Source organism: Enterobacter cloacae complex sp. Mu1197, from assembly GCF_040059225.1.
Lineage (GTDB): Bacteria > Pseudomonadota > Gammaproteobacteria > Enterobacterales > Enterobacteriaceae > Enterobacter > Enterobacter quasiroggenkampii.
The window spans coordinates 3,389,866-3,408,843 of sequence record NZ_CP157375.1 but is presented as its reverse complement, the minus strand read 5'-3'; the positions used below and the strand labels follow the sequence as shown (position 1 = coordinate 3,408,843).

General features: G+C 56.4%; 19 protein-coding genes. 11 read left to right on the top strand and 8 right to left on the bottom strand.

Annotation, left to right across the window (positions count from 1 at the left end):
- Position 1 precedes the first annotated feature (1 nt).
- On the bottom strand, positions 2 to 952 hold the full coding sequence (gene tal / locus ABFV38_RS15985; protein ID WP_348957557.1) for a transaldolase: 951 nt from the start codon (positions 950 to 952) through the stop codon (positions 2 to 4).
- Between the two features lie 289 nt (positions 953 to 1,241).
- On the opposite strand from tal, the gene maeB reads away from it, so the two are divergent.
- Positions 1,242 to 3,521 (top strand): NADP-dependent oxaloacetate-decarboxylating malate dehydrogenase, encoded by a 2,280-nt coding sequence (gene maeB, locus ABFV38_RS15980; protein ID WP_045406103.1) that lies wholly within the window; start codon positions 1,242 to 1,244, stop codon positions 3,519 to 3,521.
- A gap of 79 nt (positions 3,522 to 3,600) precedes the next feature.
- Here the strand turns inward: maeB and hemF are convergent, their stop codons facing one another.
- Positions 3,601 to 4,500 (bottom strand): oxygen-dependent coproporphyrinogen oxidase, encoded by a 900-nt coding sequence (hemF, locus tag ABFV38_RS15975; RefSeq protein ID WP_045909456.1) that lies wholly within the window; start codon positions 4,498 to 4,500, stop codon positions 3,601 to 3,603.
- A complete protein-coding gene (gene amiA, locus ABFV38_RS15970; protein WP_045325904.1) occupies positions 4,500 to 5,375 on the bottom strand; it encodes an N-acetylmuramoyl-L-alanine amidase AmiA in 876 nt (291 codons plus the stop codon). The genes hemF and amiA overlap by 1 nt, the downstream gene beginning before the upstream one ends.
- Before the next feature lie 212 nt (positions 5,376 to 5,587).
- Between amiA and ABFV38_RS15965 the strand changes: the two genes are divergently transcribed.
- From ABFV38_RS15965 to pdxK, 10 genes are all read left to right on the top strand, one after another.
- Entirely contained in the window at positions 5,588 to 6,013 is a 426-nt protein-coding gene (locus tag ABFV38_RS15965) for a GNAT family acetyltransferase (protein ID WP_008501614.1), read from the top strand.
- Positions 6,000 to 6,449 (top strand): DUF2919 domain-containing protein, encoded by a 450-nt coding sequence (locus tag ABFV38_RS15960; protein ID WP_048226167.1) that lies wholly within the window; start codon positions 6,000 to 6,002, stop codon positions 6,447 to 6,449. Before ABFV38_RS15965 ends, ABFV38_RS15960 begins: the two co-directional genes overlap by 14 nt.
- Positions 6,450 to 6,512: 63 nt before the next feature.
- Entirely contained in the window at positions 6,513 to 7,088 is a 576-nt protein-coding gene (locus tag ABFV38_RS15955; RefSeq protein WP_348957556.1) for an RpoE-regulated lipoprotein, read from the top strand.
- A gap of 92 nt (positions 7,089 to 7,180) precedes the next feature.
- The gene (locus ABFV38_RS15950) at positions 7,181 to 8,080 is read left to right on the top strand and encodes a Dyp-type peroxidase (RefSeq protein ID WP_348957555.1); all 900 of its coding nucleotides are present in this window, start codon (positions 7,181 to 7,183) and stop codon (positions 8,078 to 8,080) included.
- A 175-nt stretch (positions 8,081 to 8,255) separates the two neighbouring features.
- Positions 8,256 to 9,269: a thiosulfate/sulfate ABC transporter substrate-binding protein CysP gene (cysP, locus tag ABFV38_RS15945; protein ID WP_167211839.1), complete on the top strand. Its 1,014-nt coding sequence runs from the start codon at positions 8,256 to 8,258 to the stop codon at positions 9,267 to 9,269.
- Positions 9,269 to 10,102: a sulfate/thiosulfate ABC transporter permease CysT gene (gene cysT, locus ABFV38_RS15940; protein ID WP_004123378.1), complete on the top strand. Its 834-nt coding sequence runs from the start codon at positions 9,269 to 9,271 to the stop codon at positions 10,100 to 10,102. Before cysP ends, cysT begins: the two co-directional genes overlap by 1 nt.
- Entirely contained in the window at positions 10,102 to 10,977 is an 876-nt protein-coding gene (cysW, locus tag ABFV38_RS15935) for a sulfate/thiosulfate ABC transporter permease CysW (RefSeq protein ID WP_045909450.1), read from the top strand. The genes cysT and cysW overlap by 1 nt, the downstream gene beginning before the upstream one ends.
- A complete protein-coding gene (gene cysA / locus ABFV38_RS15930; RefSeq protein ID WP_348957554.1) occupies positions 10,967 to 12,061 on the top strand; it encodes a sulfate/thiosulfate ABC transporter ATP-binding protein CysA in 1,095 nt (364 codons plus the stop codon). The genes cysW and cysA overlap by 11 nt, the downstream gene beginning before the upstream one ends.
- Before the next feature lie 113 nt (positions 12,062 to 12,174).
- Complete coding sequence (cysM, locus tag ABFV38_RS15925; RefSeq protein WP_044597836.1) at positions 12,175 to 13,086, top strand: cysteine synthase CysM; 912 nt, start codon at positions 12,175 to 12,177, stop codon at positions 13,084 to 13,086.
- Positions 13,087 to 13,091: 5 nt separating this feature from the next.
- Positions 13,092 to 13,928, top strand: coding sequence for a pyridoxine/pyridoxal/pyridoxamine kinase (gene pdxK / locus ABFV38_RS15920; RefSeq protein WP_348957553.1), 837 nt, complete (start codon positions 13,092 to 13,094; stop codon positions 13,926 to 13,928).
- A 44-nt stretch (positions 13,929 to 13,972) separates the two neighbouring features.
- Here pdxK and crr read toward each other — a convergent pair whose 3' ends face one another.
- The 5 genes from crr to cysZ all read right to left on the bottom strand — a co-directional run bounded on the left by crr (position 13,973) and on the right by cysZ (position 18,766).
- Complete coding sequence (crr, locus tag ABFV38_RS15915) at positions 13,973 to 14,482, bottom strand: PTS glucose transporter subunit IIA (RefSeq protein ID WP_003861316.1); 510 nt, start codon at positions 14,480 to 14,482, stop codon at positions 13,973 to 13,975.
- Positions 14,483 to 14,522: 40 nt separating this feature from the next.
- The gene (gene ptsI / locus ABFV38_RS15910; RefSeq protein WP_023332954.1) at positions 14,523 to 16,250 is read right to left on the bottom strand and encodes a phosphoenolpyruvate-protein phosphotransferase PtsI; all 1,728 of its coding nucleotides are present in this window, start codon (positions 16,248 to 16,250) and stop codon (positions 14,523 to 14,525) included.
- A 44-nt stretch (positions 16,251 to 16,294) separates the two neighbouring features.
- Positions 16,295 to 16,552, bottom strand: coding sequence for a phosphocarrier protein Hpr (ptsH, locus tag ABFV38_RS15905; RefSeq protein WP_045909449.1), 258 nt, complete (start codon positions 16,550 to 16,552; stop codon positions 16,295 to 16,297).
- Positions 16,553 to 16,869: 317 nt separating this feature from the next.
- On the bottom strand, positions 16,870 to 17,841 hold the full coding sequence (gene cysK, locus ABFV38_RS15900) for a cysteine synthase A (RefSeq protein ID WP_045909448.1): 972 nt from the start codon (positions 17,839 to 17,841) through the stop codon (positions 16,870 to 16,872).
- A 163-nt stretch (positions 17,842 to 18,004) separates the two neighbouring features.
- Entirely contained in the window at positions 18,005 to 18,766 is a 762-nt protein-coding gene (cysZ, locus tag ABFV38_RS15895; RefSeq protein WP_048226154.1) for a sulfate transporter CysZ, read from the bottom strand.
- Positions 18,767 to 18,978 lie beyond the last annotated feature (212 nt).

Sequence of the window (18,978 nt, the reverse complement as noted above, 5' to 3'; positions counted from 1 at the left end):
GTTAAAGTTTGGCAGCGAGAAGATCTTCAAGTTTGCGCTGGTCGACGGCGAACAGACGGATACCTTCCGCCAGTTTTTCCACGGCCATTGCGTCCTGATTGTGCTCCCAGCGGAACTCCGCTTCGGTCATGGCTTTCGGTTTTGGCAGAACGGTAGAGGTTGGCACCAGCTTGCGGATCACCGTCTCTTCTTTGTCCTGTAGTTCTTTGAGCAGGTTAGGGGAGATGGTCAGGCGGTCGCAGCCTGCCAGGGCAAGGATCTGCTCGGTACGGCGGAAGCTGGCCCCCATCACGATGGTTTCGTAGCGATGCTGCTTGTAGTAGTCGTAAATATTGCGCACCGATTTCACCCCCGGGTCCTCATCCACCACGTACGGATCCATCGGCTGTTTCGCCTGGTACCAGTCGTAGATGCGGCCTACAAACGGTGAAACCAGGAACACGCCCGCTTCGGCACAAGCGCGCGCCTGGGCAAAGGAGAACAGCAGCGTCAGGTTGCAGTGAATCCCCTCTTTTTCCAGCACCTCTGCGGCGCGGATGCCTTCCCAGGTCGACGCCAGCTTGATCAGAATGCGTGATTTATCGATCCCCTGCTCCTGGTAGAGTTCCACCAGACGACGCGCTTTGTTAATGCTCTTTTCTTTATCGAACGAGAGGTGGGCGTCGACTTCGGTCGAGACGCGGCCCGGAATGCTTTTAAGAATTTCCGCACCAAAATTAACCGCCAGCTTGTCGCTGGCTTCGGCGACCTGTTGCTCCTGCGTTTTCCCGCGCTGCTTACCGTAGGCAATGGCGTCATCAATCAGATGACTAAAATGGGCAAGCCCGGCTGCCTTGAGCAGTAGCGAAGGGTTAGTGGTCGCATCCTCCGGCTGGTAGTGACGAATCGACTCAATATCGCCGCTGTCGGCGACCACGGTGGTGAATTGTTTGATGCCGTCTAGCTGGTTCATAAATGATTACTCCTTGGAAATAAAAGAGTTAGATGAGTGCGTTAGTTCACACTTCTGGAAAAATCATGATGGACTTAACAAAAAAGCATAGCAGACGGGGGAGGCATTGCTTTTGAGACGGGTAACATGGCTGTTATAAATTGATAACAATTTTTAATGTGTGATGGTGAGAGTTTGGCAGCCTTCAAAGTTTAGGAGGCGGTCTGAGGCGATACTAGGCGGCACACCAGGGTGTGCAACCGGATCGCTTTCGTCACCCTTTTGACCGATACGTGAAAGGATAAATAAGATGGATGAGCAGTTGAAACAGAGTGCCCTCGATTTTCACGAGTTCCCTGTCCCGGGCAAAATTCAGGTCTCCCCAACCAAACCGCTGGCAACCCAGCGCGATCTGGCGCTGGCCTATTCGCCGGGCGTAGCGGCCCCGTGTCTGGAAATCGAAAAAGATCCGCTGGCGGCCTACAAATATACCGCGCGTGGCAACCTTGTTGCCGTGATCTCTAACGGCACGGCGGTACTGGGTCTCGGTAACATCGGCGCGCTGGCCGGTAAGCCGGTGATGGAAGGCAAGGGGGTGCTGTTCAAGAAATTCGCCGGTATCGACGTGTTTGATATCGAGGTGGACGAGCTCGATCCTGACAAATTCATCAACGTGGTGGCCGCGCTGGAGCCGACCTTCGGGGGGATCAACCTGGAAGACATTAAAGCGCCGGAATGTTTCTATATCGAGCAGAAGCTGCGCGAGCGTATGAACATTCCCGTGTTCCATGACGACCAGCACGGTACGGCCATTATCAGCACCGCTGCCATTCTCAACGGCCTGCGGGTGGTGGAGAAAAATCTCTCCGACGTGCGCATGGTGGTGTCGGGCGCAGGCGCCGCGGCCATCGCCTGTATGAACCTGCTGGTAGCGCTGGGTATGCAGAAACACAACATTGTGGTCTGTGACTCCAAGGGCGTGATTTACAAAGATCGCGAGCCGAACATGGCGGAAACCAAAGCGGCGTATGCGGTAGAAGACGACGGTAAACGCACGCTTGAGGACGTGATCGACGGCGCGGATATCTTCCTCGGGTGCTCGGGTCCGAAGGTCCTGACCCAGGAGATGGTGAAGAAGATGGCGCGCGCGCCGATGATCCTGGCCCTGGCCAACCCGGAACCGGAAATTCTGCCGCCGCTGGCGAAAGCGGTGCGTGAAGACGCCATTATCTGTACCGGACGTTCCGACTACCCGAACCAGGTCAACAACGTGCTCTGCTTCCCGTTCATCTTCCGCGGAGCGCTGGACGTCGGCGCGACGGCAATCAACGAAGAGATGAAGCTGGCCGCCGTGCACGCCATCGCGGAGCTGGCCCACGCCGAGCAGAGCGAAGTGGTTGCCTCAGCCTATGGCGATCAGGATCTGAGCTTTGGCCCTGACTACATCATTCCAAAACCGTTCGACCCGCGTCTGATTGTCAAAATTGCCCCTGCGGTGGCCAAAGCGGCGATGGATTCCGGCGTGGCGACGCGTCCGATTGAGGATTTCGACGCTTACGTCGATAAACTCACCGAGTTTGTCTATAAAACGAACCTGTTCATGAAGCCGATCTTCTCTCAGGCGCGCGCCGACGCCAAGCGCGTGGTGCTGGCGGAAGGGGAAGAGGCGCGCGTGCTGCACGCCACCCAGGAGCTAATCACCTTAGGCCTGGCGAAGCCGATTCTGATTGGTCGTCCGAGCGTGATCGAAATGCGTATCCAGAAGCTGGGCCTACAGATTAAGCCGGGCGTCGACTTCGAGATCGTCAACAACGAATCCGATCCGCGCTTCAAAGAGTACTGGAGCGAATACTACGCGATCATGAAACGTCGGGGGATCACCCAGGAGCAGGCGCAGAAAGCCGTCATCAGCAACACGACGGTGATCGGCGCGATCATGGTCCATCGCGGCGAGGCGGATGCGCTGATCTGCGGCACCATCGGCGATTACCACGAGCACTTTAGCGTGGTGCAGGAGATCTTCGGCTATCGCGACGGCGTGCACACCGCCGGGGCGATGAACGCCCTGCTGCTGCCAAGCGGCAACACCTTTATTGCCGATACCTACGTTAACGACGATCCCACCCCGGACGAGCTGGCGGAGATCACCGTGATGGCCGCCGAGACCGTGCGTCGCTTTGGTATCGAACCGAAGGTGGCGCTGCTGTCGCACTCTAACTTTGGTTCGTCTAAATCCGCGGCGGCGTGCAAAATGCGTGAGACGCTGGCGCTGGTGCGCGAGCGCGCGCCGGAGCTGATGATTGACGGGGAAATGCACGGTGATGCGGCGCTGGTGGAGAGCATCCGTAACGAACGTATGCCGGACAGCCCGCTGAAGGGATCGGCAAATATCCTGATTATGCCGAACGTGGAAGCGGCGCGTATCAGCTATAACCTGCTGCGCGTCTCCAGCTCTGAAGGGGTGACCGTAGGACCGGTGCTGATGGGCGTGGCAAAACCGGTGCACGTGTTAACGCCGATTGCCTCCGTGCGCCGTATCGTGAATATGGTGGCGCTGGCGGTGGTTGAGGCGCAGACGCAGCCGCTGTAATCGCTGCGTGTCGGGTGGCGCGTTCGCTTACCCGACCTACGGGTTGAGTAGGCCGGATAAGCGCAGCGCCATCCGGCAGTTACACCCAATCCCGCACCTGAATAAACTCTTTTAAGGCAGCCTCCGGGCTGCCTTCTTTTGGCTCGTAGCAGTACTCCCAGCGCACCAGCGGTGGCATCGACATCAGAATCGACTCCGTGCGCCCGCCGGTCTGCAGGCCGAACAGCGTCCCGCGATCCCACACCAGGTTGAACTCCACGTAGCGCCCGCGGCGGTAAAGCTGGAACTCACGCTCGCGCACGCCGTAGTCGGTGTTTTTACGGCGTTCGACGATGGGCAGATAGGCGTCGGTATAGCCTTCACCCACCGCGCGCATAAAGCTGAACGCGGTATCAAAATCAGGCGTGTTGAGGTCGTCAAAGAACAGCCCGCCGATGCCGCGCTGCTCGTCGCGGTGCTTCAGGTAAAAGTAGTCGTCGCACCACTTTTTATATTTCGGGTAAACGTCTTCGCCAAACGGCAGACAAAGGTCCCGCGCGGTGGTGTGCCAGTGCACGGCATCCTCTTCGAAGCCGTAGTAGGGCGTCATGTCGAAACCGCCGCCAAACCACCAGACCGGATCGGCCCCCGGCTTTTCGGCAATGAAAAAGCGCACGTTGGCGTGGCTGGTCGGCACAAACGGGTTGTGCGGATGCACCACCAGCGAGACGCCCATCGCTTCGAAGCTGCGGCCCGCAAGCTCAGGACGATGTGCCGTCGCAGACGCGGGCATGGCGTCGCCATGAACGTGGGAAAAATTCACCCCGGCCTGTTCGAAGATGCCGCCGTTACGCAGCACGCGACTGCGTCCGCCGCCACCGGCCTCGCGCTGCCAGGTATCTTCCTGAAATTCTCCGCCGTCTGCGGCGGCCAGTTTCTGGCAAATCTCATCCTGCAGCTGCAGCAGGAACGTTTTGACCAGTTGAGCATTGGGTTTCATCAACGTTTCCTGGAGTGCGCTTTTTGGTTATCGAACCAGTTGAAGTAACTGATAATGCCGGAAGCGATGGCGTTGGCAATCTTCTGACGAAACGCCGCGGTGCCGAGGAGTCGCTCCTCTTCCGGGTTGGTAATGAACGAGGTTTCCACCAGTACGGACGGGATGGACGGTGATTTCAGCACCACGAACGCCGCCTGCTCGGTGCCTTTACTGTGCAGTCGATGCACCGGCTTAATCTTTTTCAGAATATGCGAGCCGAGCGTCAGGCTGTTTTTGATCGTATCCGTCTGCACGAGGTCGAACAGCACCTGCTGTAGCAGGTGGTCCTTGTCAGTGGCTTTCTTCCCGGCGACTTCATCCGCCCGGTTTTCGCGATCGGAGAGGTATTTCGCCATGGCGCTACTGGCGCCGCGGTTGGAAAGCGCAAACACCGAGGCGCCGGCGGCTGACGGGTTGGTAAAGCCGTCGGCGTGAATCGACATAAACAGATCCGCTCCGTGCTGGTGGGCGATCTCTACGCGGTCATACAGCGGAATAAAGGTGTCGCCAGAGCGCGTCAGGCGGGCGTCAATGCCGTTGCTGCGTAAAATCGCCCGCACATTTTTTGCAATCGCCAGCACGACGTGTTTTTCTTTCGACCCGTTTTTGCCGATGGCGCCGGTATCAATACCGCCGTGGCCCGGGTCGAGCATCACCAGACGCTTCGCGCCCGGCTTTTTCGTTTTCGGTTTGCTGTGTCCGTTACTGGTTTTGAGCGTGCTCTCGTCTTTCGCCTGAGCCTGCTTTGCGATGCCCGTTAACGTTAAGGCCGCCAGCCCCGCTTTGAGAACCTGACGACGCGATGTGAGTGCTTTTAATGGTTTGAATGTGCTCATGCGGCCTGAATACTAAAAAATGGGGTCCTGGTGTTATATCGTATCGCGTTTAGCGTTACGACAGTCCATAGTGAGAATTGTTTTACTTTTCATTTCAATACGTGACAAAGTGACATTATGCCAAATTTTGGCGAGATTTTCCCCGGTTATTGGCTAAAGGCGTGGTTCGCGCCATAATCACTGTTTTTAAACCCGAAAAGGCGGTTAATACCATGGAGATACGCGTTTTTCGCCAGGAAGATTTCGAAGAGGTGATCACCCTTTGGGAGCGCTGCGATCTGCTGCGTCCGTGGAACGATCCGGAAATGGATATCGAACGTAAGGTGAATCACGACGTCAGTCTGTTTCTGGTCGCGGAAGTCAATGGCGAGGTCGTGGGGACGGTCATGGGCGGTTACGACGGCCATCGCGGCTCGGCCTATTATCTGGGCGTGCACCCGGAATACCGTGGTCGCGGCATCGCCAATGCGCTGCTCAACCGGCTCGAGAAGAAGCTGATCGCCCGCGGCTGTCCGAAAATCCAGATCATGGTGCGGGAAGATAACGACGTGGTGCTGGGCATGTATGAACGCCTGGGCTACGTTCACGCTGACGTGCTGAATTTAGGAAAGCGTCTCATCGAAGATGAAGAGTACTGAGATCCATCCGGCAGACTATGATGCGCAGGGGCGCGTCAGGCTGCCCTTTTTATTCTGGTGCGTTCTGCTGCTCCAGGCCCGGACCTGGGTGCTGTTCGTGATGGCCGCCGCGTCGCGCGGGCAGGGCGACACGCTGCTGACGCTCTTTTATCCCGATCACGATGCCTTCTGGCTCGGCTTGCTGCCGGGCGTACCGGCGGTGGTGGCTTTCTTATGCAGCGGCCGACGGCATGCGATCCCGCGTTTGTGGCGCGCGCTTCGCGGGCTGCTGATCCTTGCCCAGATTGCGCTGCTCTTCTGGCAGCCGGTACTCTGGTGGTACGGTGAACCGCTGACGGGCATCGGCGTTGCGCTGGTGGTTGCCGATATTGTGGCGCTGCTGTGGCTGCTGACCAACCCGCGCCTTCGCGCCTGTTTTGCGCCGCAGGATGATTAATCCGGCACTTTTTGCCGATGTCGCACTCCAACAAGCGTTGATTTAACACGTAAGGACGTTTCAATGAAATCGCTGCGTTTACTCTTATGCGTTCTCCCGCTGGCATTGACCGGCTGTTCGACGCTCTCCTCCATTAACTGGTCCGCCGCGTATCCGTGGAACTGGTTTGGCTCATCAACGGAAGTGACCGAGCAGGGCGTGGGGAAAATTACCGCCGCGACGGCGCTGGATCAGAATGCTATTCAGGATGCGCTCAGCAGCGATTACCGCCTGCGCAGCGGCATGAAAACAGAGAATGGCAATATAGTGCGCTATTACGAAGCGCTGAAGGGCGACAAGCTGGCACTGGTGATCAACGGTGACAAAGGCACGGTAAACCGGATTGCCGTCATGGATGAAGATATTCCGACCGCCAGCGGCGTGAAGGTCGGGACCCCGTTCAGCGATCTTTATAAGCAGGCCTTTGGCAACTGCTCCAGCGCGCCATCCGACGATAAAGTGGCGGTGGAGTGTAAGGCGGAAGGCAGCCAGCACATCAGCTATGTTTTTACCGGCACCTGGAGCGGTCCGGAAGGGTTGATGCCGTCTGACGACACGCTGAAGAGCTGGAAGGTGAGCAAAATACTCTGGAAGCAGTAATTTGCGTCTGAACAAACCGCCTCGCTGAAATCCGGGTATAATAGCCGCCATCAATGCCACGCTGACGTGGCATCTTTATTTCAGGAGGAGCGATGTCTCAGGTTCAGAGTGGCATTTTGCCAGAACATTGCCGCGCGGCGATTTGGATTGAAGCCAATGTCAAAGGGGACGTGGATGCCCTGCGTGCGGCCAGCAAAGCGTTTATTGATAAACTGGCGACCTTCCAGGCCAAATTCCCGGAAGCCCACCTCGGCGCCGTTGTTGCGTTTGGCAATAACGTCTGGCGTCAACTGAGCGGCGGGGAAGGGGCGGAAGAGCTGAAAGACTTCATCCCTTACGGCAAAGGCCTGGCTCCGGCGACCCAGTACGACCTGCTGATCCACATTCTTTCTCTGCGTCACGACGTGAACTTCTCCGTTGCCCAGGCGGCGGTGGCGGCCTTTGGCGACAGCATTGAGGTGCAGGAAGAGGTTCACGGTTTCCGCTGGGTCGAAGAGCGTGATCTGAGCGGCTTCGTCGACGGAACGGAAAACCCGGCAGGGGAAGAGACGCGTCGTGAAGTCGCGGTAATCAAAGACGGCGTGGACGCGGGCGGCAGCTACGTGTTCGTGCAGCGCTGGGAGCATAACCTCAAGCAGCTTAACCGCATGAGCGTGCACGACCAGGAGATGATGATTGGCCGTACGAAAGAGGCCAACGAAGAGATCGACGGTGATGACCGTCCGGTCACCTCGCACCTGACCCGCGTTGACCTCAAGGAAGACGGTAAAGGACTGAAGATTGTCCGCCAGAGCCTGCCGTACGGCACGGCAAGCGGCACGCACGGCCTCTACTTCTGCGCCTACTGCGCGCGCCTGTATAATATTGAACAGCAGCTGCTGAGCATGTTCGGCGATACCGACGGCAAGCGCGACGCCATGCTGCGCTTCACCAAACCGGTGACCGGCGGCTACTACTTCGCGCCGTCCGTTGAGCGTCTGCTGGCGCTGTAAAACCGCTCTCCATACGTAGGCCGGGTAAGCGTTAGCGCCACCCGGCAATTTTCCCTGCCCCTTATTCCCTTTTCTGCTTCTAAATCACCAAACGGTATATAAAACCGTTACTCCTTTCATCCCCGTTATAAATATTATGACTATAAGATAGTCATCACATTTATAAGGGTGCGCAATGGCCGTTACTGTACTGAAAAAAGGAACTCTGGCGCTGGCAGGTTTACTGCTGGTGGCACAGGCGCAGGCGACTGAACTGTTGAACAGTTCGTATGACGTCTCCCGCGAGCTGTTTGCCGCCCTTAACCCCCCGTTCGAACAGCAGTGGGCGAAAGACAATAACGGCGATAAGCTGACCATCAAGCAGTCCCACGCCGGTTCGTCCAAACAGGCGCTGGCCATTCTCCAGGGGCTGAAAGCGGATGTGGTGACCTACAACCAGGTCACTGACGTGCAGATCCTGCATGACAAAGGCAAGCTCATCCCGGCGGACTGGCAGAGCCGTCTGCCGAACAACAGCTCGCCGTTCTACTCCACCATGGGTTTCCTGGTGCGCAAGGGCAATCCGAAGAATATCCACGACTGGAGCGACCTGGTGCGTTCCGACGTGAAACTGATTTTCCCGAACCCAAAAACCTCCGGTAACGCGCGTTACACTTATTTAGCGGCGTGGGGTGCGGCGGACAAGGCTGACGGTAACGATAAAGCCAAAACCGAGCAGTTCATGACCCAGTTCCTGAAAAACGTCGAAGTGTTTGATACCGGCGGCCGCGGGGCGACCACGACTTTCGCAGAGCGCGGTCTGGGCGATGTGCTGATCAGCTTCGAGTCGGAAGTGAACAACATTCGCAAACAGTATGAAGCGCAGGGCTTTGAGGTGGTTATCCCGAAAACCAACATTCTGGCCGAATTCCCGGTCGCATGGGTGGATAAAAACGTGCAGGCAAACGGTACCGAGAAAGCGGCAAAAGCCTATCTCAACTACCTGTACAGCCCTCAGGCGCAGACCATCATTACCGATTACTACTACCGCGTGAACAACCCGGACGTGATGGACAAGCTGAAAGATAAATTCCCGCAGACCGCGCTGTTCCGCGTGGAAGATCATTTTGGCTCCTGGCCAGACGTGATGAAAACGCATTTTGCCAGTGGCGGTGAGTTAGACAAACTGCTGGCGGCGGGGCATAAGTAATGTTTGCAGTATCGACTAAACGCGTGCTGCCGGGCTTTACCTTAAGCCTCGGGACTAGCCTGCTGTTCGTTTGCCTGATCCTGCTGTTGCCGCTCAGCGCGCTGGTGATGCAGCTTGCGCAGATGAGCTGGGCGCAGTACTGGGACGTGGTCACTAACCCCCAGGTGGTGGCGGCCTATAAGGTGACGCTGCTGTCGGCGTTTGTCGCCTCCATTTTTAACGGTGTGTTCGGCCTGCTGATGGCATGGATTTTAACCCGCTATCGCTTCCCGGGCCGCACGCTGCTTGACGCCCTGATGGATCTGCCGTTTGCGCTGCCGACGGCGGTCGCAGGCTTAACCCTCGCGTCGCTTTTCTCCGTGAACGGGTTGTACGGCGAGTGGCTGGCGAAATTTGACATCAAGGTGACCTATACCTGGCTTGGTATCGCGGTGGCGATGGCCTTTACCAGCATCCCGTTTGTGGTGCGTACCGTGCAGCCGGTGCTGGAAGAGTTAGGTCCGGAATACGAAGAAGCGGCGGAAACGCTGGGCGCCACGCGCTGGCAGAGCTTCCGCAAGGTGGTGCTGCCGGAGTTGTCTCCGGCGCTGATGGCGGGCGTCGCGCTGTCGTTTACCCGCAGCCTTGGCGAGTTCGGCGCGGTGATTTTTATCGCCGGGAACATCGCCTGGAAAACGGAAGTGACCTCGCTGATGATTTTCATTCGCCTGCAGGAGTTTGATTATCCGGCGGCGAGCGCGATTGCTTCGGTGATCCTCGCGGCCTCGCTGCTGCTGCTGTACTCGATTAACACTCTGCAAAGTCGCTTTGGTCGACGTGTGGTAGGTCACTGATGGCGGAAGTTACGCAATTGAAGCGATACGATGCGCCCCGCATCAACTGGGGTAAATGGTTTCTGATTGGGGCGGGCGTGCTGGTGTCCGCCCTCATTCTCGTCGTGCCGACGATTTATATCTTCGTTCAGGCGTTCAGCAAGGGCCTGATGCCCGCGCTGGAAAACCTGGCGAACCCGGATATGCTGCACGCCATCTGGCTGACCGTGCTGATTGCCCTGATTACCGTTCCGGTGAACCTGGTGTTCGGTACCCTGCTGGCGTGGCTGGTGACGCGCTTTAACTTCCCGGGACGTCAGCTGCTGCTGACCCTGCTGGATATTCCGTTTGCCGTGTCGCCGGTGGTGGCCGGTCTGGTGTACCTGCTCTTTTACGGCTCAAACGGCCCGCTGGGCGGCTGGCTGGATGCGCATAACCTGCAGATTATGTTCGCCTGGCCAGGCATGGTGCTGGTCACCATCTTCGTGACCTGTCCGTTTGTGGTGCGTGAGCTGGTGCCGGTGATGTTAAGCCAGGGGAGCAACGAAGACGAAGCGGCGGTGCTGCTGGGGGCTTCAGGCTGGCAAATGTTCCGTCGCGTGACGCTGCCGAACATTCGCTGGGCGCTGCTTTACGGCGTGGTACTGACCAACGCCCGCGCGATTGGCGAGTTCGGTGCTGTTTCCGTTGTTTCCGGATCCATCCGGGGTGAAACCCTGTCGCTGCCGCTCCAGATTGAACTGCTGCAGCAGGACTACAACACCATCGGTGCCTTTACTGCCGCAGCGTTGCTGACGCTGATGGCCATTTTGACCCTGTTTTTGAAGAGTGTGGTGCAGTGGCGTTTAGAAAATCAGGAAAAACGTCTGCATCAGGAGGGAAATCATGAGCATTGAGATTGCCAATATTAAGAAGTCTTTTGGTCGCACCCAGGTGCTGAATGATATCTCGCTGGATATCCCTTCCGGACAAATGGTGGCGCTGCTGGGACCGTCTGGCTCCGGCAAAACCACGCTGCTGCGTATTATCGCCGGGCTTGAGCATCAGACCAGCGGGCACATCCGTTTCCACGGTACCGACGTGAGCCGCCTGCACGCCCGCGATCGTAAAGTGGGCTTTGTGTTCCAGCACTACGCGCTGTTCCGCCACATGACCGTGTTTGACAACATTGCGTTTGGCCTCACCGTGCTGCCGCGTCGCGAACGCCCGGATGCGGCAACCATTAAGGCGAAAGTGACCAAACTGCTGGAGATGGTGCAGCTGGCTCACCTGGCGGACCGTTTCCCGGCCCAGCTGTCCGGCGGGCAGAAACAGCGCGTGGCGCTGGCGCGCGCGCTGGCCGTTGAGCCGCAAATTCTGCTGCTGGATGAACCCTTTGGCGCGCTGGATGCACAGGTGCGTAAAGAGCTGCGCCGCTGGCTGCGTCAGCTCCATGAAGAGCTGAAATTCACCAGCGTCTTTGTGACCCACGACCAGGAAGAGGCGATGGAAGTCGCGGATCGCGTGGTGGTCATGAGTCAGGGCAACATTGAGCAGGTTGACGAGCCGGAGCAGCTCTGGCGTGAACCGGCGACCCGCTTCGTGCTGGAGTTTATGGGCGAGGTGAACCGTTTGCAGGGCACCATTCGCGGCGGACAGTTCCACGTGGGCGCGCACCGCTGGCCGCTGGGCTATAGCTCCGCCCACCAGGGACCGGTCGATCTGTTCCTGCGTCCGTGGGAAGTGGACGTGAGCCGTCGAACCAGCCTGGATTCACCACTGCCGGTGCAGGTGCTGGAAGCGAGCCCTAAAGGGCACTATACCCAACTGGTGGTACAGCCGCTGGGCTGGTATACCGAGCCGCTGACGGTGGTCATGCGCGACGACGTCCCGCCGCATCGGGGAGAACGCCTGTTTGTCGGTCTGCAGCATGCCCGTATTTATCACGGCAAGGAACGCATCGAGACGCGCGAGGATATTGCTCTGGCGGAGTCAGCCTGATAGGTTAGGATTACGTAGTTTTGCCGGGTGGCGCTGCGCTTACCCGGCCTACAATATGACGTCTGTAGGCCCGGTAAGCGAAGCGCCACCGGGCTTTTTATTGGACAGCGATCATGAATACATTAGAACATACCATCGGCAACACGCCTCTGGTCAAGCTTCAGCGCATGGGGCCAGACAACGGCAGCGAAATCTGGGTCAAACTCGAAGGCAATAATCCGGCGGGGTCGGTGAAAGACCGCGCCGCGCTGTCGATGATTGTCCAGGCCGAAAAGCGTGGTGAAATCAAGCCGGGCGACGTGCTGATTGAAGCCACCAGCGGCAACACGGGTATCGCCCTGGCGATGATTGCGGCGCTGAAAGGCTACCGCATGAAGCTGCTGATGCCGGATAACATGAGCCAGGAGCGCCGCGCCGCGATGCGTGCCTACGGAGCCGAGCTGATTCTGGTGACCAAAGAGCAGGGGATGGAAGGCGCGCGCGACCTGGCGTTAGAAATGGCCGAGCGCGGCGAAGGTAAACTGCTCGATCAGTTTAATAACCCGGACAACCCTTACGCCCACTACACCACCACCGGCCCGGAAATCTGGCAGCAAACCGACGGGCGAATCACCCATTTTGTCTCCAGCATGGGCACCACCGGCACCATTACCGGGGTATCGCGTTTTCTGCGCGAGCAGGATAAAGCCGTCACCATTGTCGGCCTGCAGCCGGAAGAGGGGAGCAGCATTCCGGGCATTCGCCGCTGGCCAGCGGAGTATATGCCCGGCATCTTTAATGCGCAGCTTGTGGACCAGGTGCTGGATCTTCATCAGCGCGAGGCGGAAAATACCATGCGTGAGCTGGCCGTGCGCGAAGGCATCTTCTGCGGCGTCAGCTCGGGCGGCGCGGTAGCGGGCGCGATTCGGGTGGCGCAGGCAAACCCGGGCGCGGTGGTGGTGGCGATTATTTGCGATCGCGGCGATCGCTATCTGTCTACCGGCGTCTTTGGTGAAGAGAGTTATTCGCAGGGGGCGGGGATTTAAGCGTCATGGAGATGATTCTATTCCGGGATAATACCCGGGCGCAGCAAACCGATATTGTCGCGGTGCAGTCGCAGGTGGTGTACGGCAGCGTGGGAAACAGCATCGCGGTGCCGAATATTCGAACCCACAGGCTGAACGTCACCGCCGTGCCAACGGTACTGTTCAGCAACACGCCACACTATGACACGTTCTACGGCGGCGTGATCCCCGATGAGTGGTTCAGCGGCTACCTGAAGGCGCTGGAAGAGCGCGAGATCCTGCGCGAGCTTAAGGCGGTCACTACCGGATATATGGGAAATGCCAGCCAGATCGCCCTGCTGGCGCAGTGGCTGAAGGCGGTCAAAGCGCAGCATCCTGACCTGCTGGTGCTGGTCGACCCGGTTATAGGCGATATCGACAGCGGGATGTACGTGAAGCCCGAGATCCCCGAGGCGTATCGGGAGCACCTGCTGCCGCTGGCGCAAGGGATCACGCCAAACGTCTATGAGCTGGAAGTGCTAAGCGGCAAACTGTGCCGTACGCCGGAAAGCGCCATCGCGGCGGCACAGGGACTGCTCTCTGACAGCCTGAAATGGGTGGCGATCACCAGTGCGCCGGTCGCTGATGACCCGCAGAACATCCACGTGGTGCTGGTCACCCGCGAGGGCGTTACCGTTAGCGCGCATCCGCGGGTAGAAACCGATCTGAAAGGGACGGGCGATCTGTTCTGTTCAGAGCTGGTGAGCGGCATTGTTGAGGGGAAAACCGTTGCCGATGCCATTCGCATGGCTGGCGATCGGGTGACGGACGTGATGCTCTACACCCAGTCGAAAGGCTACGACGAGCTTATCCTGCCGGCATAAACAAAAATGGCGCCCGAAGGCGCCATTTTACTGTGCGGCAAGAATTACTTCTTGATGCGGATAACCGGGGTTTCACCCACGGTGACGCTGCCAGACAGTTTGATCAGTTCTTTGATTTCGTCCATGTTGGAGATAACAACCGGAGTCAGGGTAGACTTGGCTTTTTCTTCCAGCAGTGGCAGATCGAATTCAATCACCGGGTCGCCAACTTTAACACGCTGGCCTTCTTCCGCGATACGTTTGAAGCCTTCGCCTTTCAGTTCAACGGTGTCGATACCGAAGTGAACGAACAGTTCGATACCGCTATCAGATTCGATAGAGAACGCATGGTTGGTTTCAAAAATTTTACCGATGGTGCCGTCAACTGGAGCAACCATTTTGTTGCCAGTTGGTTTGATAGCAATGCCATCACCAACGATTTTCTCAGCAAACACTACATCCGGCACGTCTTCGATGTTGACGATCTCGCCGGAGAGCGGAGCAACAATCTCAATAGTTCCGGAGTCTTTCTTATCATCAGAAACCAGAGATTTCAGTTTATCGAACAAACCCATGATCTTCTCCTAAGCAGTAATTTGGGCCGCATCTCGTGGATTAGCAGATTGTTTTTTCTTCAATGAACTTGTTAACCAGCGTCATTAACTCGTCCGTTGTCGGTTGAGCAAGAGCCTGCTCTGCTAACACCTTCGCATCTTCGAAGTTCGTGTTACGGATAATCTTCTTAATGCGCGGGATGGAAATGGCGCTCATAGAGAATTCGTCCAGACCCATACCCAGCAACAGAAGTGTAGCACGTTCGTCGCCTGCAAGCTCACCACACATGCCAGTCCATTTACCTTCTGCATGAGAAGCATCAATAACTTGCTTGATCAAGTTCAGTACGGACGGTGACATTGGCTGGTAGAGATGTGAAATCATATCATTACCACGGTCAACTGCCAGGGTGTACTGCGTTAAATCATTGGTACCGATACTAAAGAAATCAACTTCTTTGGCTAAATGACGCGCAATGGTCGCCGCCGCTGGTGTTTCCACCATCACGCCGATCTCGATTGACTCGTCAAACGCTTTACCTTCGTCGCGCAGTTCCTGTTTGTAGATTTCGATCTCTTTCTTCAGTGCACGCACTTCTTCAACAGAGATGATCATTGGGAACATGATGCGCAGCTTACCGAACGCAGAGGCACGCAGGATCGCGCGAACCTGGTCACGCAGAATCTCTTTACGATCCATTGCGATACGGATTGCACGCCAGCCCAGGAACGGGTTCTCTTCTTTCGGGAAGTTCATGTACGGCAGCTCTTTGTCGCCACCGATGTCCATGGTACGGACGATAACCGCCTGAGAGCCACACGCTTCAGCCACGGCTTTATACGCGGCAAACTGCTCTTCTTCTGTAGGCAGCGCGTCGCGGTCCATGAACAGGAATTCAGTACGATAGAGACCGACGCCTTCCGCACCGTTGCGCTCAGCGCCATCAACGTCGCGGACGGTACCGATGTTTGCGCACACTTCAACCTGATGGCCGTCCAGGGTGATGGCTGGCAGGTCTTTCAGCTTAGCGAGTTCCGCTTTTTCAGTCGCAACCTGCTCCTGAACCGCGCGCAGTTTATCGATCTCTTCATTGGTTGGGTTGACGTAAACCAGATTGTTTACGGCATCCAGAATCAGATAGTCGCCGTTTTTCACCTGAGAGGTGACGCTACCGGTACCCACGATGGCAGGCAGTTCCAGAGAACGCGCCATGATAGAGGTGTGGGAGGTACGGCCACCCGCGTCGGTGATGAAACCGAGGACCTTTTTCAGGTTCAGCTGTGCGGTTTCAGACGGGGTGAGGTCAGCAGCAACCAGGATCACTTCATCCTGAATTGCGCTCAGGTCGATAATGGCCAGACCCAGGATGTTGCGCAGCAGGCGCTTACCGATGTCACGTACGTCAGCCGCACGCTCTTTCAGGTATTCATCATCCAGTTCTTCCAGGGCAGTTGCCTGACCTTCGATAACTTCATGCGCAGCCGCGTCGGCCGTCATGCCTTTATCTTTAATCAGGGCTATGATTTCCTGCTCCAGCTCCTCATCTTCGAGCAGCATGATGTGCCCTTCGAAGATGGCTTCTTTTTCTTCACCGAAAGTTTCGCCAGCTTTAGTTTTGATTGCTTCCAGTTGCGCAGATGCCTTGGCACGACCGCTCAGAAAACGTTCAACTTCCTGATCAACCTTGTCGGCAGAAATTTTTTTCCGGTCGATGACGATCTCGTCTTCTTTCAGCAGCAGTGCTTTGCCGAAAGCGATACCCGGGGATGCTAAAATGCCTGAAATCATAACCCTACCTTACTTGTGACTGATATTTAAAAGAACCCGGAAACTTACTCGAGCTCAGCCATCAGTTTTACCAGATGCTCAACTGCTTTCTGCTCGTCTTCACCTTCCGCAGAGATGGTGACTACGGTGCCCTGAGTCAGGCCCAGAGTCTGCAGTTTGAACAGGCTTTTTGCGCTCGCGCTTTTGCCGTTGGAAGTCACAGTGATTTCAGAAGAAAAGCCTTTTGCTTCTTTAACAAACTGAGCAGCAGGGCGGGTGTGCAGACCGTTCGGAGCGGTAATGGTAACTTCTTGCTGGAACATTGTATTTCCCCAACTTATAGGTTTAGTGTTGTGGAACTAAAGTCTAGCCTGGCGACTGAACTTTAGCCTGTATTGTTAGCGCTGACGTTTCGATCGTCATTAAACATTATGCAGCGAAAGCAAGACTTGAACCAAATCATAAAATCGATTCAGCAAGGCTATTTCGTTCGCTGATTAATTTCACGCATCAAAATAATTGCTGGTTTAAATACCAGACCCTACGGGGTGAAGCAATGCCAGGAGGGGTAAAAGTTTGAAGCAGGCCACAAAAAAGCACCTGAAAAGGTGCTTTTTTACGCGTTATTAACATGCTGGCACTACTGTTGCAGCTCTTTTTCAGTGAAGAGATCGGCAAACAGCGCGGTGCTCAAGTAACGCTCACCCGAGGAAGGAAGGATAACCACAATATTCTTATTGGTAAAGGCTTCATCTTCCTGAAGCTTGAGCGCTGCCGCAACGGCTGCACCGGAAGAGATACCCGCCAGAATACCTTCTTCATCCATCAGGCGACGCGCGGTAGAGATGGCTTCTTCGTTCGTAATGGTGATCACTTTATCGATCAGCTTCAGATCCAGGTTGCCCGGAATGAAGCCTGCGCCAATACCCTGAATTTTGTGCGGGCCAGGTTTGAGCTCTTCCCCCGCCAGCGCCTGGGTGATAACCGGTGAGTCAGTCGGCTCAACGGCAACGGTAATCAGATCTTTTTTACCCTTCGTGCCTTTAATATAGCGTGACACGCCGGTCAGCGTACCGCCGGTACCCACGCCGGAGATAAAGACGTCAACCTGGCCGTCAGTATCTTCCCAGATTTCCGGGCCGGTGGTCTTCTCGTGAATTTCCGGGTTTGCTGGGTTGCTGAACTGCTGCAGCAGCAGGTATTTCGCCGGATCGCTGGCCACAATCTCTTCGGCTTTCTGAATGGCACCTTTCATGCCCTTCGCGCCTTCGGTCAGCACCAGGTTCGCGCCCAGCGCTTTCAGCAGCTTACGACGCTCGATGCTCATGGTTTCAGGCATGGTCAGCGTCAGCTTGTAGCCGCGCGCGGCAGCAACATAGGCCAGAGCGATCCCGGTATTGCCGCTGGTCGGTTCCACCAGCTCAACGCCAGGCTTCAGTACGCCACGTTTTTCAGCATCCCAAATCATGTTTGCACCGATGCGGCATTTTACGCTGAAGCTCGGGTTACGTGATTCGACCTTCGCCAGGATGCGTCCATTACCGATACGGTTCAGTCGAACCAGGGGCGTATGACCGATAGTCAGCGAGTTGTCTTCATAAATCTTACTCATGGCCTGTCCTTAACTGTATGAAATTGGGATACCGACCCAGCATACCTGCTAAGCAGGTAGGGGGAAGTAAGGAATTCGCATATCTATATACTGCAAGGAAATAATGGGGATCAGTATGGAATAAGGGGCGGCATAAGCCACCCCTGCTTTACACATTTTTGCATTATTTCCATAACGCGTGCTTTGCACGGTAGCAGTCCACCCACATTGCCGTCGCGCCGCAGACGGCGACCGGCATGATGAACAGATTCAGGAATGGGATCATGGTAAACAGGCTGGTCAGCGCACCAAACTGCATATTGGCAACCTTCTGGCTGCGCAGGGCGGTGCGCATCTCTTTAAACGGCACCTTGTGGTTATCGAACGGATAGTCGCAGTACTGGATGGCCAGCATCCAGGCGCTGAACAGGAACCACAGCACCGGTGCCACCGTCTGGCCAATGCCGGGCACAAAATAGAGGATAAGCAGCACAATCGCGCGGGGCAGGTACCAGGCAAACTTCTGCCATTCACGCTTCATAATGCGAGGGAGGTCTTTCATGATCCCCCATATGCCCGTGTCCGGCGGTGTTGCGCCGGTAAGGCGCGCTTCCAGCTGTTCCGCCAGCAAGCCGTTAAACGGTGCGGCTATCCAGTTGGCAATCGTCGAGAAGAAGTAGCCAAACACCAGCAGCACGGAGATCACCGCCACCGGCCAGAGCAGGTAGTTAAGCCACTGCAGCCAGTTTGGCACATGGCTCATCAGCGACGGGATCCAGCTCTCCAGCTTTGTGAACAGCCACCAGAACGCGCCGCCCATCAGAATTATGTTGATCAACAGCGGCAGGATGACGAAGCGTCGAATACCCGGCAGGGAGACCAGTTTCCAGCCCTGAGAAAAATACCAGACGCCGCTGCGCGGGGGGGAAGAAGATGTTGAAACCATAGCCAGGCTGTACTCCTTTTTACACAACCAGTGGAATTGCCCGCCTATATTATCCACTTACGAACCAATGACCAGTTCGGAAATGTTCGAAAAACCAGCAAAAAGCACGATTTCCTTCATCTTTATGCTGTGAATGCTCTGCACACACTTGCACTTGACGTAAACGGCAAATACTCTTAGTGAGTAAATGTTTGCCGTGGTGGCAAGGTGTT

Bases quoted from the DNA above. Each gene is read 5' to 3' on its own strand.
- tal (WP_348957557.1), bottom strand. From the start codon at position 952: ATGAACCAGCTAGACGGCATCAAACAATTCACCACCGTGGTCGCCGAC.
- maeB (WP_045406103.1), top strand. From the start codon at position 1,242: ATGGATGAGCAGTTGAAACAGAGTGCCCTCGATTTTCACGAGTTCCCT.
- hemF (WP_045909456.1), bottom strand. From the start codon at position 4,500: ATGAAACCCAATGCTCAACTGGTCAAAACGTTCCTGCTGCAGCTGCAG.
- amiA (WP_045325904.1), bottom strand. From the start codon at position 5,375: ATGAGCACATTCAAACCATTAAAAGCACTCACATCGCGTCGTCAGGTT.
- ABFV38_RS15965 (WP_008501614.1), top strand. From the start codon at position 5,588: ATGGAGATACGCGTTTTTCGCCAGGAAGATTTCGAAGAGGTGATCACC.
- ABFV38_RS15960 (WP_048226167.1), top strand. From the start codon at position 6,000: ATGAAGAGTACTGAGATCCATCCGGCAGACTATGATGCGCAGGGGCGC.
- ABFV38_RS15955 (WP_348957556.1), top strand. From the start codon at position 6,513: ATGAAATCGCTGCGTTTACTCTTATGCGTTCTCCCGCTGGCATTGACC.
- ABFV38_RS15950 (WP_348957555.1), top strand. From the start codon at position 7,181: ATGTCTCAGGTTCAGAGTGGCATTTTGCCAGAACATTGCCGCGCGGCG.
- cysP (WP_167211839.1), top strand. From the start codon at position 8,256: ATGGCCGTTACTGTACTGAAAAAAGGAACTCTGGCGCTGGCAGGTTTA.
- cysT (WP_004123378.1), top strand. From the start codon at position 9,269: ATGTTTGCAGTATCGACTAAACGCGTGCTGCCGGGCTTTACCTTAAGC.
- cysW (WP_045909450.1), top strand. From the start codon at position 10,102: ATGGCGGAAGTTACGCAATTGAAGCGATACGATGCGCCCCGCATCAAC.
- cysA (WP_348957554.1), top strand. From the start codon at position 10,967: ATGAGCATTGAGATTGCCAATATTAAGAAGTCTTTTGGTCGCACCCAG.
- cysM (WP_044597836.1), top strand. From the start codon at position 12,175: ATGAATACATTAGAACATACCATCGGCAACACGCCTCTGGTCAAGCTT.
- pdxK (WP_348957553.1), top strand. From the start codon at position 13,092: ATGGAGATGATTCTATTCCGGGATAATACCCGGGCGCAGCAAACCGAT.
- crr (WP_003861316.1), bottom strand. From the start codon at position 14,482: ATGGGTTTGTTCGATAAACTGAAATCTCTGGTTTCTGATGATAAGAAA.
- ptsI (WP_023332954.1), bottom strand. From the start codon at position 16,250: ATGATTTCAGGCATTTTAGCATCCCCGGGTATCGCTTTCGGCAAAGCA.
- ptsH (WP_045909449.1), bottom strand. From the start codon at position 16,552: ATGTTCCAGCAAGAAGTTACCATTACCGCTCCGAACGGTCTGCACACC.
- cysK (WP_045909448.1), bottom strand. From the start codon at position 17,841: ATGAGTAAGATTTATGAAGACAACTCGCTGACTATCGGTCATACGCCC.
- cysZ (WP_048226154.1), bottom strand. From the start codon at position 18,766: ATGGTTTCAACATCTTCTTCCCCCCCGCGCAGCGGCGTCTGGTATTTT.